This window comes from Qipengyuania sp. 902 (assembly GCF_051195295.1).
Classification (GTDB): domain Bacteria; phylum Pseudomonadota; class Alphaproteobacteria; order Sphingomonadales; family Sphingomonadaceae; genus Qipengyuania.
Genome location: NZ_JBNJLJ010000001.1, coordinates 942354 through 957964 on the forward strand (window position 1 = coordinate 942354; position 15611 = coordinate 957964).

General features: G+C 63.2%; 10 protein-coding genes. All 10 read left to right on the forward strand.

The annotated features are described in order from the left end of the window. Positions 1–4: 4 nt before the first annotated feature. The gene (locus tag ACSH0F_RS04730; protein WP_435200377.1) at positions 5–1621 is read left to right on the forward strand and encodes a pilus assembly protein TadG-related protein; all 1617 of its coding nucleotides are present in this window, start codon (positions 5–7) and stop codon (positions 1619–1621) included. Continuing rightward, positions 1621–2115, forward strand: coding sequence for a TadE/TadG family type IV pilus assembly protein (locus ACSH0F_RS04735; protein ID WP_435200379.1), 495 nt, complete (start codon positions 1621–1623; stop codon positions 2113–2115). The genes ACSH0F_RS04730 and ACSH0F_RS04735 overlap by 1 nt, the downstream gene beginning before the upstream one ends. Further along, positions 2112–2735 carry a TadE/TadG family type IV pilus assembly protein gene (locus ACSH0F_RS04740; RefSeq protein ID WP_435200381.1) on the forward strand — a complete coding sequence of 208 codons (624 nt, stop codon included), beginning with the start codon at positions 2112–2114 and terminating at the stop codon, positions 2733–2735. The genes ACSH0F_RS04735 and ACSH0F_RS04740 overlap by 4 nt, the downstream gene beginning before the upstream one ends. Positions 2736–2779: 44 nt before the next feature. After that, positions 2780–3934 carry an AAA family ATPase gene (locus ACSH0F_RS04745; RefSeq protein WP_435200383.1) on the forward strand — a complete coding sequence of 385 codons (1155 nt, stop codon included), beginning with the start codon at positions 2780–2782 and terminating at the stop codon, positions 3932–3934. A 179-nt stretch (positions 3935–4113) separates the two neighbouring features. Continuing rightward, on the forward strand, positions 4114–5316 hold the full coding sequence (locus ACSH0F_RS04750) for a CpaF family protein (RefSeq protein ID WP_435200565.1): 1203 nt from the start codon (positions 4114–4116) through the stop codon (positions 5314–5316). Then, on the forward strand, positions 5316–6320 hold the full coding sequence (locus ACSH0F_RS04755) for a type II secretion system F family protein (protein WP_435200385.1): 1005 nt from the start codon (positions 5316–5318) through the stop codon (positions 6318–6320). The genes ACSH0F_RS04750 and ACSH0F_RS04755 overlap by 1 nt, the downstream gene beginning before the upstream one ends. A gap of 1 nt (position 6321) precedes the next feature. Further along, positions 6322–7287, forward strand: coding sequence for a type II secretion system F family protein (locus ACSH0F_RS04760; RefSeq protein ID WP_435200387.1), 966 nt, complete (start codon positions 6322–6324; stop codon positions 7285–7287). A 1-nt stretch (position 7288) separates the two neighbouring features. After that, positions 7289–7969: a hypothetical protein gene (locus ACSH0F_RS04765; protein WP_435200389.1), complete on the forward strand. Its 681-nt coding sequence runs from the start codon at positions 7289–7291 to the stop codon at positions 7967–7969. Beyond that, positions 7966–8430 (forward strand): A24 family peptidase, encoded by a 465-nt coding sequence (locus tag ACSH0F_RS04770; RefSeq protein WP_435200391.1) that lies wholly within the window; start codon positions 7966–7968, stop codon positions 8428–8430. Before ACSH0F_RS04765 ends, ACSH0F_RS04770 begins: the two co-directional genes overlap by 4 nt. A 387-nt stretch (positions 8431–8817) precedes the next feature. Next, positions 8818–15611 (forward strand): DUF5801 repeats-in-toxin domain-containing protein (locus ACSH0F_RS04775; protein WP_435200393.1); only part of this gene is annotated, 6794 nt, incomplete at its 3' end.

Here is a 15611-nt window from a genome sequence, read left to right on the forward strand (position 1 = left end):
GAAGATGGGTAAGTTCGGCAAGTTCCTAAGAGACGAAAGCGGGGCCAGCGCGGCGCTCTATGCGCTCGCGCTGCCTGCACTTGTCGGAATGGTCGGCCTCGGCTTCGATTATTCGCGCCTGGTTTCCATGGATACCGAACTCCAGAACGCGGCCGATCAGGCTGCGCTGGCCGGGGCGACCCAGCTGGACCAGCTGCCCGGCTCCATCGCGCGGGCCACGGCACAGGCGCGCAGCCTGGTCATCAACGATACGCGCTTTGCTAATGACGATGGCGAAGCGGCAGTCGGCATCCCCGACGGCCAGATCTATTTCTACGCCAACGTTGACGATGCTGAAAGAGACCTCAATCGATTGCTACCGGATGCCGACGAGCAGGCGCGCTTCATTCGCGTGCAGGTGGAAACGCGCACGGCGAATTACGCGCTCACGCCGATCGCCGGGGCGATTTCCGACACCATCGATGCCGAAGCGGTGGCGGGCATAGGATCGGCCGTATGCCGCATCCCGCCGCTGATGATCTGCAATCCGGACGAGCCGCTCAACAACACCGATCCGACGGTCGATTTCAACGCCAACAACTATATCGGCGACGGGCTGCTGGTGGTGCAGCAGGGCAAGTGGGATCCGGGTGCTTTCGGCTTCCTAGACCTGGGGCTGGGCGCGAACGGCGTGGAAGAAGCGCTCGCCTGGGTTTCGCCGACCGGGAACTGCGTGCCGGTAAACGGGCCCGAGGTGATCGATGTGGAGATCGAACCCGGGCTCAAGACTTCGACCATCGACGCCATCAACACCCGCTTCGACATCTACGACAACTGCCCCAAGGACGGGACTTCACCAGGCACGTGCCCGGCCTCGATCAATTCTATCAAGGACGTGACCCACAAGTCGGACGCTGCGGGCGTTCCGGACATCTCTGACGGAAAAGCGTGCAAGTTCAGCAATAACGGTGAGACGGCCGGGTGGCAGGTCCCCGCCAATCCCTACGCACCGACGACCGATGCCGCGCTGCCGGTGACGACCACGCCGTCGCCCATGGGGCACCCGCGCGACGTCTGCCATTCGCTTGGTCCGGACGACAATACCTGCGGCCGTTTCGGTGACGGGTTCTGGGATCGCGACGCCTATTTCCGCTCGCGTTACGGGTGGGATTCCGCCGCCTGGCAGACGAACACCGGCTTCACCGCCAGCGGTACGCGCCCCGACCGCCCGACCCGCTACGAAGTGTATCAGTGGGAAATCGCGAACAAGGGCAACGTCATCGACGGAGCGACGATCCTTGGCCAGTGGACCAACGGGACGCGCGGCAATTATGCCCAGCCGATCTGCAGCGCCAGCAAGGGCGGCGCCGGCGGAACCACGCCTTCATCCACCGTGGCGGATCGCCGCCGGATGTCGGTCGCGGTCATCAACTGTCATGCCGAAAACGTGAGAGGGAAGAGCGGACCCTACGCCATCCGTCGCTTCATCGACATCTTCCTCGTCGAGCCGAGCCTCAATCGCCCCGACCGGACCGACAAGAAGGATATCTACGTCGAGATCATCGGCGAATCCGATGCCGGCGGCACTGGGGAGACGGCGGGCACCGTGATCCGGCGCGATGTTCCGTTCCTGGTGAAGTGATGCGACTGCGCGATCTCTGGATCTGCCGTCAGGGCGCCGCTGCCGCAGAGCTCGCACTGCTGCTCCCACTGTTGGCTGGCATGCTGTTCGGGGCGATCGAGGTTGCCTACTATTTCTACAGCCAGCACCAGGTAGTGAAGGGCGTTCGCGACGGCGCGCGTTATGCCAGCCGGCAGAGCTTCGCCACGATCAATTGCGAGAGCGGCGCCACCATGGACAGCGGCGTCCAGACGGCGATCCAAGAGGTGACCCGCACGGGGCGCCCCTCGGGCGGCACCACCCGCGTGCCGGGCTGGGAAAATGCGGAGGTGACCGTGGCGGTGTCATGCCCGACAACGGCAGTGACCACCGGCATTTACGACGGGCAGACCAATGCGCCCGTGGTAACCGTGACGGCGAATGTGAATTACCAGAGCCTGTTCGACGGCGTCGGCATCATCACCGACAGCTATTCGCTGAATGCCACCCAGCAATCGCCGGTGATGGGCATATGAGCTGCGCGGCGTTCCTCGCCCGGTTCTGCCGGGACCAGCGCGGTTCGGCCGCGGAGTTCGCACTCGTGCTGCCGCTGATCGTGCTGTTCCTGGTCGGCATCATCGATGCGGGCCGCTACGCCTATGATTTCAACCGCGGAGAGAAAGCCAGCCAGGTCGGCGCGCGCTTTGCCGTGGTTACGGATCCGCTGGTGCAGGAGCTGGCGACCTACAGTTTCTCCGGCCGGACAGTCGGCGGCGTCCAGCTGGGGCAGGGCGACCGGATCCCGGTCGATGCGCTCGGCACGATCAGCTGCACGAGTACGGAATGTGAGTGTATTTCCGGCTTCTGTCTCGACGACGTCCCCCTGACTGTTAATTCCAACGCCTTCGATAAGCTCGCAGAGCGGATACAGGCATTCTGGCCCGATGTGGCGGACGAGGACATCACGGTGGAATACACCGGTTCCGGTCTGGGCTTTGCAGGCAATCCCAACGGGATGGATGTTTCTCCTTTCGTGACCGTTCGCCTGACGAACATGGAGTTCACTTCGATCCTTCTCTTCGGCTCGACCGTCGATTTTCCCGGCTTCGATTATACGCTGACGATGGAAGACGGCGCAGGAACGGTGTCGAACTGATGGGCCGCGACCACACGATATTCGGCCAAAGGAAGGGGTCCGAGTTGCAATTGAACGCACCGCTGACGGTGATCGCATCGGAACGCCAGCTTGAGAACTTACGCTCTTCCTCCGGGGCAGGCTGGATAAGCGATGCGCAATTCATTTCGTTGCAGCCGGACGAGCCCATTCCGGGCAATGCGCTGGATGCAACCGGTGTCGTGCTTTTCGAAGTCGACCCGGCCAGCCCCGCCAGCATGGACCGGATTCGCAATATTCGCCGGATGTATCCGGAAATGCCGCAGATCGTCGCCATGCGCGATGTCGACATGCGCTTGGTGAGGACACTGATCCGCGAAGGTGTGGCCGATGTCGTCGAACTGCCCTTCAACGCCGAAGAAATCCTGCAAACCGTTATCGCCGTGCTCGAAACGCATGCGGGATCGGTCGGGAAGGACGTTTCGCTCGCGCCGCTGATTGCGGTCACCAAGCCGATCGGCGGGGCCGGCGCGACGACGATTGCCAGCCATTTGGCAGCGGAACTGGCGAACGAACCCGGCGAACCGACCGTCTGCCTGTTCGACCTCGATATCCAGGCCGGGCGGATCTGCGAAGTGTTCGGCGTTTCGCCGCGCCGGACCCTGACCGATCTGCTCGAAGCTGGCGCAAGGCTCGATGCATCGATGCTCGATACGGTTGCCGAACGTCACGAATGCGGCGTCGACCTGATTGCAGCGCCCAACGAAATCATCCCGATAGAGGCGCTGAAGAGCGAGGATCTCGCGCGGGTTCTCGATCTGGCGCGTGCCGAATACGATTACGTGGTTCTCGACATGCCATCCGGCCTGACCAATTGGGGCCTCGCAATCCTCGCGAAAGCCGACAGCATCGTGATGCTCGTCGAGCAGTCCCTTCCCAGTCTGCGTCAGGCGCGCCGCAGGCTGGATCTGTTCAAAAACCTCGGCCTCGATCACCGGCTCGTCTCTGTCGTTGTCAACCGGGTGGAGAAGAAACTCTTCAAATCGATCGGGATCGATGACGTGGAGGAAGCTCTCGGCCGGCCGGTGACTGCCAAACTGGCGCGCGACACCCAGACGCTGGAGGCTGCGCAAGACCGCGGTGTGCTGGCCGGACATATCCGTCGCAAGAGCCCGTTCGTCGCCGATGTCGCTGCGCTCGCAGATGCGATCACCGCGCGTATGGATGGAGGCGAGCAATGAAGTGGCAGTTCGGATCGCAGGACGGCGCAGCCTCCGAAGTCGAGATCGAAGAGGAAGGCTTCGCGCCGCAACGCATAACCACTTTCGAGGTCGACAAGGAAGCCGAGAAGCTGCTCGACCTGAAAACCACGATCCATCGCAAACTGCTGGACCGGATCAACCTCTCGCTGCTCGAACGGATGTCTCGCGAGCAGATCGAGGAAGAGATCGGCGATATCATTCTGGCGCTATTGCTCGAGGAAGACGCTGCGCTGAACGGGGCCGAGCGCAAACGGCTCACCGGGGAGGTGCTGGACGAGCTGCTCGGGTTGGGGCCGCTTGAGCCGCTGCTGGCCGATGAATCCGTCACGGATATTCTTGTGAATGGCCACCGCGACGTCTTCGTCGAGAAATTCGGCCTGCTCGAACGAGCCTCCGTGCGTTTCCAGGACGAGCGGCACCTGCTGCGGATTATCCAGAAGATCGTCAGCGCCGTCGGCCGGCGCGTGGACGAATCCTCGCCTTTCGTCGATGCTCGCCTTGCGGACGGTTCGCGCGTCAACGCCATCGTCGCACCGCTGGCCATCGATGGTTCGCTGCTCTCCATCCGTAAATTCGCCAAGACCCGGATCGACATGGCCAAGCTGGTCGAGCTCGGCAGTGTTCCGGAAGCGGTCGCGGACGTCCTTGCCGCAATCGTCAAATCGCGGCGCAACGTACTGATTTCCGGGGGTACCGGTTCGGGCAAGACCACGCTGCTGAACGCCCTCTCCGCGAATATCGACGGGCGGGAGCGGATCGTCACGATCGAGGATTCCGCAGAACTGCAGCTTCAACAGGAACATGTCGCCCGGCTGGAAACCCGCCCTGCCAATATCGAAGGGCGGGGCGAGGTCTCGCAGCGCGATCTCGTGAAGAACGCCCTGCGCATGCGTCCCGATCGCATCATCGTGGGCGAGGTTCGCTCCGGCGAGGCATTCGACATGCTCCAGGCGATGAACACGGGCCACGACGGCTCGATGACGACGGTTCACGCCAATACCGCGCGCGACGCCCTGTCGCGTGTCGAGCAGATGATCGGCATGAGCGGGATCGAGATTTCGCCCACTTCGGCCCGTGCGCAGATCGCGTCGGCGATTAATGTCGTCGTGCAGATCGGGCGCCAGGCCGACGGCAGGCGGCGTCTGCTGAGCCTGTCCGAGATCGTCGGCATGGAAGGCCAGACCATCACGATGCAGGAAATCTTCCGCTTCAAGATGGAAGGCCGCGGCGAAGACGGAAGCGTGCTCGGGCGGCATGAGGCAACCGGCATCCGTCCAAAGTTCCTCGATACCGCTGCAGATCACGGCATCGCCCTTTCGCCCGAACTGTTCCGGCCTAACCTCGATCTGGGGAGGGTCTGATGCTGAGCGCCGAGGTTACCCGAATTCTCGTCCTGTCGGCGGTGTTCGCCTCGATATTCCTGATCTCGCAGGTCGTGTTGAGGTTCGGTATCGAAAACCGCCAACATGCCGGTGCGGTGAACAAGCGCCTGAAGCTGATCGCAACGGGCAAGCGCCGCGAAGACGTGCTCGGGAGCTTGCGCAAGCACGATCCGCTCAGCAATCCCGTCAGCGCTGGATTCCTCACGGCACCGTACAACAGCTTCCGTCGCAACCTGATGATGGCGGCGGTGCCGTTCAACTTTTCGCAGATCGTCCTGGGCATGGCGGCGATTTTCGCCCTGGTCGTGCTGGCCGTAACCATGCTGGCCATATCGTCCGGCTTCGCGCTATCATTCGGCGTGATCCAGCTGATCGTGGCAGTCGCGGCGGCCGTTGCCATCGGTCTGCCAGTGCTGGCGGTCGGCTATCTCGCCCAGCGACGCCGCAAGAAGATGCAGGAACAGTTTCCCGTGGCGCTCGACATATTCGTGCGAGCGTTGCGTGCGGGCCATCCGGTCGCCTCAGCGATCGACCTGCTGACCCAGGAAATGACCGATCCGATCGGATCGGAATTCGGCCTGATTTCGGACGAGATCGCTTACGGTGCCGATCTCAACGAAGCGCTGGAAGACATGGCGGAGCGTTGGGACCTCGACGATATGCGGATGTTTGCCGTTTCGCTGTCGGTCCAGAACGAAACCGGTGGCAACCTGGCGGAGATACTCGACGGCCTGTCGAAAGTGATCCGGGAGCGCGCCAGCCTGTACCTCAAGGTTCGGGCATTGAGTTCGGAAGGGCGGATGACGGGCTGGCTGCTGACCGCCTTGCCGATCATTACATTCGTCCTCCTGTTCTCCATGAACCCGCAATTTTACCTCGAGGTCGCGACCGATCCGATTTTCATGTTCGGATTCCCGGCGATGATCGTGTGGTTCCTGATCGGCGTTTTCGTGATCAAGAAAATGGTCAATCTGAAGGTCTGACATGTTCGATTTTCTCGTCACCAACCAGCTGGCACGCTTTGCGGTTCTCGCTCTCATCTTCGCGGTGGTCATCATCGGCGTCGTCTCGGTAGGCCGCCTGTCCGCTCGCCGGGTCGAGGCGCGGCAGAACATCCGCGAGATTGCGGGAGGCGGGATTGGTCGCCGCGAGACGCTCCAGGACAAGCGCACCAATGCCTGGGCCGAACTTGCGGAACGGGTCGAGCGTGCGGGATTGAGCCTTGCCGATTCCAAGGGCGACGTGTTGCGCGACAAGCTGCGGGCGGCGGGCTATCAGTCGGCAGCGGCGCCGAAAATCTTCACCCTGCTGCGCTTCATCCTGGTCTTCGCAGTCCCGCTGCTATTCCTTGCCTATATGCGGTTGCTCGATGCGGAACTTTCGACGTTCACCCTCTACCTCGGCGCCGCGTTCTGTGCGCTGCTTGGATTGTATCTCCCGAACCTGGTCGTCACCGCCAAGGCGGACCGGCGGCGCGAGGCCGTAACGCACGGCTTCCCGGATTGTCTGGACCTGATGCTCGTCTGCGTCGAGGCCGGCCTCGGTATGGAAGCGGCGATGGACCGGGTCGGTCGCGAGATGGTCGAGTCGCATCCCTTGATTGCCAAGATCCTGTCCGAAGTGACCTTGCAATTGCGTGCCGGTGCGCGGCGCGAAGACGCGCTTCGCAAGATGGGCGAAAGCAGTGGCGTCGTCGAAATCAGAAGCTTCGCGACGCTGCTGATCCAGTCCGACAAGCTCGGCACCAGCGTTGCCGATACCTTGCGGGTCTATTCGGCCGAGATGCGCGAGAAACGCAGACTGCGCGCAGAGGAAAAAGCGCACCGTCTGCCGGTGCTGATATCGATCCCGTTGGTGGTGAACATGCTGCCCACGATGATCGGCGTACTCATGATGCCCGGGATGATTCGGGTCTTCCGTGAATTGATACCTGCGATGGGAGGGGGTTGAGATGACGAAGATCGCCAAATTCGGAACGATTGCTGTTGCTGCCATGCTGTTGGCGGGCTGCCAGTCCTCGCCGTTTTCCGGTTGGGGTTTCGCCAAGAAGCAGAACAAGCGGCCTGCTGCGGAAGCACCGCCCGAGATCGTCGGCGCCCAGCTCATCGAGGAAGGGCGAGCGCAACTGCGCGACGGCCATATCTCGGCCGCGGTTGCGACGCTGCGCCTGGCACGTCTCGACCCGGCAACCGCCGCCGCAGCGGAGAACGGCCTCGGCGTAGCCTACGCAAAACTGGGACGGTTCGACATAGCGGACCGGTATTTCAGGGCCGCGGTGGCTCGCGACCCGCAGGACATGCGCTTCACGGCGAACCTGCTGCGCCTGCAACGCCACGTGATGCTCGCGCGCAAGGCGACCTGGCCCGCGGAGAGAGTGGTTGCAGCGCCGGCGCCGAAAACCGATTCGGCGCCTCTGGCCATGCGGCCCCATCGAATTTCCGACGGTATCGTGAAGATCGCGACGCGTGAACAATTGGGCGAAGGTCCGAAGATGACTGTCGCGTTCCTGGAAAAGCCTTCGCTCGAGCGCGAGACGAAGGCCGAGCCGGAATTGCAGGACGAGCAGACCTCGGCAACCGACCTCGGCAGCGAAGACGAAGGCAAGCAGAAACTCGTTTCGTTTACACAATGACGCCCGAAATCGTTTTCCTGCCTGCCGCGCTTATCGCGGTAATCGGCGCTGCGCTGGATGTTCGATCCCGTCGCATACCCAACCGCCTGGTCGCTGCGTTGGCCATTGCCGCAGCGGGGGCGACACTTGCCAGTTTCGGTTGGGTGGCCCTTGGTTCGGCGGCTTTGCACGCGCTCATCGCTCTTCTCGCGGGAATGGCGCTTTTCGCCCTTCGCGCGATCGGGGGCGGAGACGCCAAATTCTATAGCGCTGCCGCTTTCGGGGTGCCTTTGTCCGGGGCCTTGGGCTTGCTGGCTTTTACAGCGATCTCAGGTCTTGTTGCCGTTGTCGCGATGCTGATCTGGTATCGGGGTTTCAAGATGTCGGCGGGCAAGGAGAGGCGGAGCTGGACGCTGCCATACGGGCTTCCGATCTGCTGCGGCTTCCTGATCCAGGCCTATTCGTTGGCCGGGTTTTTCTGAATTGGCGTTTTCTGCCTGCAACCAGGGTTAACCGAAAGCTCTACATTTTCGTCAAATCCCGAAATGGGACTGTTGCGTTCAATCGGCTTGCACTTCAAAAAAGATGAGAATTCCAAGGGTTGAAAGGCTATCTCGTCTTTCTACCCGACCGAACATTTCGTTTCCAGAATAGGTTAATTGAATTGCAACAACCTGTGAAACGATGTTTGAACGGACTCAATTAAACGCGATTCGGGCTCGACTCGTCTCGCCAAAACACAGGGGCCGCGAAGCAGCTTCCGCAATTTGGATTGCGGGGGGCCTGGTTCGAGCAACAAGTGCCGTTCCATCGTCTGCTTCGCGGGCCTCGCCGAGCCAGTGCTCGATTGCGAAAGCGGAGGTGACGTGATGGTTGATTTCGAAGGGCACGGCCAGGATGGTTTCATGGATCGTTCGACCGATGCGGACCCTGCGGATCTCCAGCAGGTGGACGCCGGTCGGTCGGGCTCGGTCTCCGATGTCGCACAATCCGAAATCAAGAGCACCGAGGTAATTCGCCTCCCGGCAGGCTCTGCTATCCAGGAGTTGCGGGCCGAGGGTAGCGACCTGATTGTCGTTCTCGATGACGGTTCGGTCATTCGCGTGCCCGACGGGGCGATCATCGTCCCGCAATTCGTGATCGGCGATGTTCAGATCCCTCCGCAAAACATCGCTGCGTTGCTGACGGGCAACGAACCTCAACCGGCGGCCGGCGCGCCCCAGAGCTCGGGCGGTAATTTCGGACAGAATGTCGGCGATATCCAGGATGCCTACGCGCTGGGCGATCTCCTGCCCTATACCGAACTGTCGTTCCCCGAACGGCGCGAAGAAGAGATCATTCCGAACCTTGCCGAAGACGATCCGGACATCGTGATCGTCACGCCCGACAATCCGGTCGGCGCCGTGAATGCAACCGACGAGGTAAACGAGGCCGGGCTTCCGGCGCGCGGCGACGAGCCTGCCGGCACGCGAGCGGCGAGCGACGCTGAAATCACCAATGGAAGCATCGTCTACACGACGCCCGACGGGTTCGCTTCCCTCAGCATCAACGGTATCGAGATCACCCGGGTCGGCCAGACGATCGAAGGCGAATACGGCACGCTGACGATCACCGCGATCGGTGCAGGCCGGGTCGAATACCGGTACGTCCTCAACGACAACACGATCGGAGTCGAAGTCGACAGCTTCGCGGTTACCGTGACCGACCTCGATGGCGACACTGCCGATGCCAGCCTGGACATCCGCATAGTCGACGACGCTCCGATCGCGCGGGACGATGCAGCCGATCAGGCATCGGAAGGCGCACCGGTTACCATCGACGTTTTCGCGAACGACACTCCGGGGGCCGACGGTGTTGCAATCGGCACTGTTGCGCTCGTCGCAGGAACGCTGAGTGGTGCGGGTCTGCTGGTCAACAACGGCGACGGCACATTCACCTATTTCCCCGCTCCGGGCGAAGAAGGAACGGTTTCCTTCGATTATACGATCACCGACGGTGATGGCGATGTCTCGCGCGCGACAGCGACGCTCACCCTGGTCGACGATACGCAGCCCGACGGTGGAGATACGACGGCCACTGTCGACGACGACGGGCTTGCCCGCGGCAATCCGGTATCGGACGAAGGCGATCTCGACGCGGATGAGGGCGACGATCCTTCGGACGTCGGCGAGGCGACCTTCACCGGTACGCTTGAATTCGATGTCGGCGGCGATGCTCCGGCGAATATCGCTTTCGACGCCTCACTGGATGGCAGCACCGCGATAATCGGTACCGAAACCGTTACGTATTCCATCTCCGGCAATGTGCTGACCGCTACCGGTCCGCGCGGCGTGCTGTTCACGGTCGAGCTGCTGGACGACGCCACCGGCGCCTATCGCGTGACGCTGGTCGATAACGTCTTGCACGAAGGCGGGCCGAATGCCGAAGCGGTGGATGCGTCCACGGTCGTTTCTTTCCTCGTCACGGACAGCGACGGGGACGAGGTCACAACCACGCTCACCATCGTCTTCGACGACGATGCGCCGACCGCTTACGACAATGTCGCGTCCACCGACGAGGGTGGCACCATCGGCGGAAATGTTCTGACCGACGGCACGGACGACATCGCGGGGGCCGACGGTTTCGGCGGCATCGTGGCCTTGTCGAGCGAAAACCAGCAGACAGATACGGTTGCTCTGGTCGACGGCAACCTCGTGCTCGTCGGTCAATACGGTACCCTCACGCTCAATGCAGCGACCGGCGTCTACACCTATGTCGCTGCGCCGAATTCGACCAATGCCGACGCGGTCGACGTCTTCACGTATACGATCGTCGACGGGGACGGTGACACGGCCACCGCAACGCTCACGATCGATGTCGCAAATATCGAAGGCACAGTCGATGATACCGATCTGACAGCCGACGAAGCCGGTCTTGCGACGGGCAGCAATCCGGGATCGGGAAGTGAGACGGCAGGCGGGCAGATCGTCGTATCCGATGCCACCGGTCCATTCGTCTATGTGCTCACCGGCCCGGCCGATGGAACCTACGGCACGCTCACGCTCGACAGCGATACGGGTGCCTATAGCTATACTCTCTCGGCACCGTTCAGCGACAGCGACACTGGCGAAAATTCGCGCAATGTCGTGAACGGGGCGGATAGCTTCGGCTACGAAGTCTACGATACGGCCGGCAATCTTGTCGGATCGGGTACGATCGCGGTCAATATCGTCGATGACGTTCCCGATGCCGTCGACGAGGCTGCCCTGTCGATCGTCGAGGGCGCCAACTCCGGCCTCGCGGGCAATGTCCTGGCAAACGATGTCGAGGGCGCAGACGGTGCAAGCGTTACCTCGGTCTCGATCGGCGGCACCGACTATGTCGTCGCTGCCACCGGGATCACGACCGTGACGACGGATACCGGTGTCTACACGTTCGACGCCTCGGGCAACTGGACCTTCGACCCCGCAGCGGGTCTCGATCAATCCGATGGCCCGATCGATGCCTCGTTCACCTACACGCTGACGGATGGCGACGACGATTTCGATAGGGCAACGCAGCCGATCACCATCACGGACGGTCTCGGCCCCACGGCCGGCGATCCGGTATCGCTCGTGGTCGACGACGAGAATTTGCCGGACGGTTCCGACCCGGCAACGCCGGTCACCGATAGTGCGACGATCTCCTTTACGCCGGGGTCGGACGCCATCGTGGCCATCGCATTCGATGACACGGCCGGAGCGCTCGACAACCTCGGGGGCGGCCTCACCTGGGTGCGTATTTCGGATACGCAGATCGTCGGGCGAAGCTGCGGCGAAGATATCGTCACGCTCGATCTGACCGTCGATGGCGACAATGCTATCGTCACCATGACCCTGAACGATAATTACGCGGCGCATCCGTTGCTTGGCGACGATCTTGCAAATCTCGGTTCGGTGCTCGTCGTAGCAACGGATATCGACGGAGATCGAGCGAGTGCTTCTGTCTCCCTCGGCGTGTCGGACGATGTTCCCACCCTCGGCACCACGTCTCCTGCAATCGGCTCGCTCGAAGTCGACGAGAGCGACTTGTCAATCGATGCCGTTGCCGGTTTCGCAGGTCTGTTCGTTCCTTCCTTCAATGCCGATGGCCCAGGTAGCGTATCGGATTACGTGCTCGGCATTACGGCCGGGTCGACAGGGCTCGTCGATACCGCGTCGGGCGAAGCCGTCGTGCTGTCGCTGGAGAATGGCGCGGTCGTCGGGAGAACCGAAGTCGGCGGCGATGTCGTCTTCGTCCTGACCGTCGATGCGGCAGGCACGGTTACGCTCGATCAGCAGCGCGCCGTAGTGCATGCCGACGGTTCCGATCCGGACGACGCGACCGGGCTTGCGAACGCTGGTCTCATCACTCTCTCGGCGACCGTTACGGACGGCGACGGCGACACCGCCACGGCAACCGTCGCGATCGGTAACGCGCTGTCTTTCCGCGACGACGGACCGTCAATAGACGCGAGCGCCGTCGATGGCGATACGATCCTGCTGACCACGCAGGACGCCGATACCATTGGCGCGGCCTTCGATACCGATACGACTACTGCCGATTTCGGCGGCGCATTTTCCGTCGCCAGTCAGGCCTATGGTGCCGATGGCGCCGGCTCCGTTTCCTGGACCTATGCGCTGGTGATCGAGAACACTGCCTCGGGCCTGATCAGCAACGGCGCGGCTGTGACGCTGGCATTCGACGGTAGCGATGTTGTCGGCTCGGCCAACGGAATCGAGGTTTTCCGGCTCTCGGTCGATCCTGCGACCGGCGTTGTGACACTGACCCAATATGAGGAAATCGATCATCCCTTGCCCGGCGCCAACGGCGCCCCATACGACGACCAGTTCGCGATACTGGGCACAGGGATCCTGTCGCTCGAGGGTACTGCAACCATTGTCGACCGGGATGGCGACCGCGCGAGCGAGACGGTGTCGCTGGACCTCGGCGGCAACATTCGCTTCGCCGATGACGGGCCGGTGGTCGAACCGACCGGAGCCTCGCTTGGGCTGGTGGTGGACGACAGTGATTTTGCGGTCGATGCGGAGGCCGAGTACTCGGATGCGTTCGCGTTTGCGTTCGGTGCGGACGGTGCGGCTGCAGGTGGCGGCGAGAGTTATGCGCTGGGGCTTGGTGCGGGCGCGAGCGGTCTGACCGATACGCTGTCGGGCGCGGCGGTGGTACTGAGCCTGGAGGGCGGCCAGGTGGTCGGCCGGGCCGGTGCCGGCGGCGAGATCGTGTTCGTGTTGTCAGTGGATGGCGACGGGACGGTGACGCTCGACCAGCGGCGTTCGGTGGTGCACGATAATCCGAATGCCGACAACGAGCCGACCGGGCTTGCGAGCGGCGATCTCGTCACGCTGACCGCGACCGCGACCGATGGCGACGGCGATACCGACAGCGCGACCATCGCGATCGGCGGCGACCTCGTGTTCCGCGACGATGCGCCGGTGGCGGGGACCAATGACGATGTCCAGCTCGACGACGAGACGCTGGGTGGCGGGATCGCGGGCGGTATCGGCGATGTCGATCCCGATACGGCGAACACCATCGGCACGCTGGCGCACGACTTCGGCAATGACGGCGGCTCGATCGCCTTTTTGACCGGCGGCGCGCCGGCCGGCTTCCAGTATGTGGCGAGCGGCAGCGATATCCTGGTGCAGCAGTGGCAGGGCGGAGCATGGGTCACGTTGGTGACGGTGACGCTGGATGCGGCGACGGGCGCCTATACGGTCACGCAGAACGCCAATGTGCTGCATGCCGATGGCGGGGAGGAGAACGATACGTCGTTCACGCTGACCTACCGGATGACCGATGGCGACAACGACACGGCCGACGGCACGCTGACGATCAATGTCGACGACGACACGCCGACCGCGACTCCGGGTACGAGCCTGACCGGTTCGGTGGACGAGGATGAGCTGCCGGGCGGGATCGAGGGCGGTCCGGGCGATATCGGCGTAGTGGGCCTGACCACGGGCGGCAGCGTCGCGGCGCTGTTCGCGAGCGGTGCGGATAGTCCGCTCACCTATGCGTTCGAGACCGCAGCCTCGAGCACGACCTATCTGGAAGGACTGGGGCTCACCTCGGGCGGCGTGGCGCTGAGCTATGCGGTGACCGCCGGTTCGATCGTGGCGACCGCCGGCGGCGCTCCGGTGTTCACGCTCACGCTGAGCACGGCGGGCGCATGGGAGTTTACGCTGGAAGGCGTGCTCGACCACACTGTGGCCGGGACCGAGGACGACATCGCAATCGACTTCGGCGGCCTCGTGGTAGGCACCGATGCCGATGGCGACAGCGTCACGGCCACCGGCTCGCTGACCGTGACGGTCGATGACGACAGTCCGACCGCGACCCCGGGCGCGAGCCTGACCGGTTCGGTGGACGAGGATGCGCTGGGCGGCGGGATCGAGGGCGGTCCGGGCGATATCGGCGTGGTGGGCCTGACCACGGGCGGCAGCGTTGCAGCGCTGTTCGCAAGCGGCGCGGACAGCCCGCTGAGCTACGCGTTCGAGACCGCGGCCTCGAGCACGGCCTATCTGGAAGGGCTGGGCCTGAGCTCGGGCGGCGTGCCGCTGAGCTATGCGGTGACCGCCGGTTCGATCGTGGCGACCGCCGGCGGCGCTCCGGTGTTCACGCTCACGCTGAGTGCAGCAGGCGCATGGCAGTTTACGCTTGAAGGCGTGCTCGACCACACCGTGGCGGGCACCGAGGACGACATCGCAATCGACTTCGGCGGCCTCGTGGTCGGCACCGACGCCGATGGCGACAGCGTTACGGCTACCGGATCGCTGACCGTGACGGTCGACGACGACAGTCCGGTGGCGGTTGCCGACAGCGCGGATGTGACCGAAGGCGGCGCGATCGCCCGCGGCAGCGAAGCGAGCGTGCTGGCGAACGACCGGGGCGGTGCGGACGGTATCGGCCGGGTGGTCGGCGTTCGTGCGGATGGCGATCCGGCGGATACGACCAGCAGCGTCACCGGCGGCCTCGGTACCGCGATCGCGGGCGATTACGGCACGCTGATGCTCTATGCCGACGGCACCTACAGCTATACCGCGAACAGCGACATCCCGGACGATCCGGCAAGCGATGTGTTCGTCTACACCTTCGTCGACGGCGATGGCGATATCGCGACCGCGACGCTGACCATCGATGTGAACCAGGTTACGCTGGTGGCCGACGATCGCAATGCGCTGGTGTTCGAAGCGGCGCTCGATCTGGTGCAGGATCCCGGCGATCTTGCGCCCGGCACGGTGGTGGGCTCGAACCCGTCCTCGCCGAGCGAGACGGTCGGCGGCACGCTGGCCGTGACCGGCGGCGTGGGGACGATCACCTATGCGCTCGATCCCGGGCAGACCGGGGCCTACGGACAGATCTCGATCGATGCGAACGGCAATTGGACCTATACGCTGACGGGGCCGGTGGACGGCGACGCGTTGTCGCCCAGCCAGGGCGGCGACAACGGCGCGAACGTCTACGACAATATCGAGACCTTCACCTATACCGCGACCGACGAGAACGGGAACACGGTGCAGGGCACGATCACGATCGACGTGACCGACGATGTGCCCAGCGTCACCGCGACCGGAGCCTCGCTTGGGCTGGTGGTGGACGACAGTGATTTTGCGGTCGATGCGGAGGCCGAGTACTCGGATGCGTT